Source organism: Mycobacterium kyogaense, from assembly GCF_003254575.1.
Taxonomy (GTDB): Bacteria; Actinomycetota; Actinomycetes; order Mycobacteriales; family Mycobacteriaceae; genus Mycobacterium; species Mycobacterium kyogaense.
This window is the reverse complement of record NZ_QJUA01000097.1, coordinates 1-1,568: the sequence shown is the minus strand read 5'-3', so window position 1 is coordinate 1,568 and position 1,568 is coordinate 1. Positions and strand designations below refer to the sequence as shown.

Below are 1,568 nucleotides of genomic sequence, written 5' to 3'. Positions count from 1 at the left end.
CCGCTGATATAGATCGAGTTAGTCCTTCTCAAATGCCTCCGGAGGTGTCAGGAAGGGATCTGTAACCGATTCCTTTGGGTCCGTGTGTTGACGCGCGCGGACCTCCTGACACGCCCCGGAGGTGTCGTTGTGTCTGTGCATGTAGCTCCAGCCACGTCGTCCACGATCGTCGTTGCCGTCGATGTCGGCAAGACCTCAGCTGTGCTTTCGGTGACCGACGCAGCTCGCCATCGGCTGCTCGCGCCGTCGGAATTCGCGATGACCGGATCGGGCCTGACCGCCGCGGCTGCTCGCGCGATGGCTGTCACGCCTGCCGCGGTGCAGGTCAAGGTGGGCGTGGAGGCGGCCGGCCACTATCACCGACCGGTACTCGACCATCGATGGCCCGATGGGTGGGAAGTGTTGGAGCTCAACCCCGCTCAGGTCGCTGAGCAGCGCCGCGTGCAGGGACGGCGTCGGATCAAGACCGACGTCATCGACTTGGAAGCGATCACCGAACTGGTGCTGGCCGGCTACGGACGTCCGGTCACCGATCGCGATGTCGTGATCGGTGAGATCAGCGCCTGGGCAGTGCATCGGAGCCGACGAGTCGCTACGCGTACCGCGACGAAGAATCAGCTGCTCGGCCAGCTCGACCGGGCCTTTCCCGGGCTGACCCTGGCTCTACCTGACGTGCTGGCCACCAAGATCGGTCGGCTGGTGGCCGCCGAGTTCACCGACCCGGCACGCCTGGCCGGGCTCGGGGTCAACCGGTTGATCCGCTTCGCCGCCACCCGCGATCTGCAACTGCGCCGCCCCGTCGCCGAGCGGCTGGTCGCTGCGGCTCACAACGCCTTACCGACCCGCGACGCGGTGATCGCGCGTCGGATACTGGCCGCCGATCTGGTGTTGTTGGGCGATCTTGACGATCAGATTCAGTCCGCGGAGACCGTGCTGGAGTCACTGTTGCCGCGCAGCCCCTATGCAACGTTGACCTCGGTGCCAGGCTGGGCGGTGGTGCGAGTGTCCAATTACGCTGCCGCTCTGGGTGATCCGAAACGCTGGCCGGGACCCCGCCAGATCTACCGCGCGTCGGGGTTGTCCCCGACGCACTACGAATCCGCCCACAAACGCCGCGACGGCGGTATCAGCCGCGAAGGCAGCGTCGCACTGCGCCGCGCCCTGATCGACCTCGGCATCGGCCTGTGGCTCAACGAGCCAGCCGCCAAGAACTACGCCCATGGGCTCAAAGATCGCGGCAAGCCCGGCGGCATCGTCGCCTGCGCGTTGGCCCATCGTGCCAACCGCATCGCCCATGCGCTTGTCCGCGACCACGCCACCTACGAGCCGACCCGCTGGATCTAGACCCCACGCCCAGCGCGAAAGGACCGACCAGACCCTTCCACCACCACCGTCGGTAATGCCACGCTGAAAGGACGGGACGAAGGGCCGGACTAGATGCCGTATCCGCTATGGCGGACCCTCACCGGTTACGCCGAGGCTAGCTTGGCACCCGGCCCTTCGCCTCCACGGCAGCCCGAACGACGCCAGATAACCCACACCGAGGTTGCATAAGTCAGCGTGGGCGC

At 66.4% G+C, this 1,568-nt stretch carries 1 protein-coding gene; it reads left to right on the top strand.

All coding sequences use genetic code 11. From position 1 onward, the window contains the following. Window positions 1-129 precede the first annotated feature (129 nt). Entirely contained in the window at window positions 130-1,344 is a 1,215-nt protein-coding gene (locus DMB80_RS27720) for an IS110 family RNA-guided transposase (RefSeq protein WP_111512752.1), read from the top strand. The last annotated feature ends 224 nt before the right edge of the window (window positions 1,345-1,568 follow it).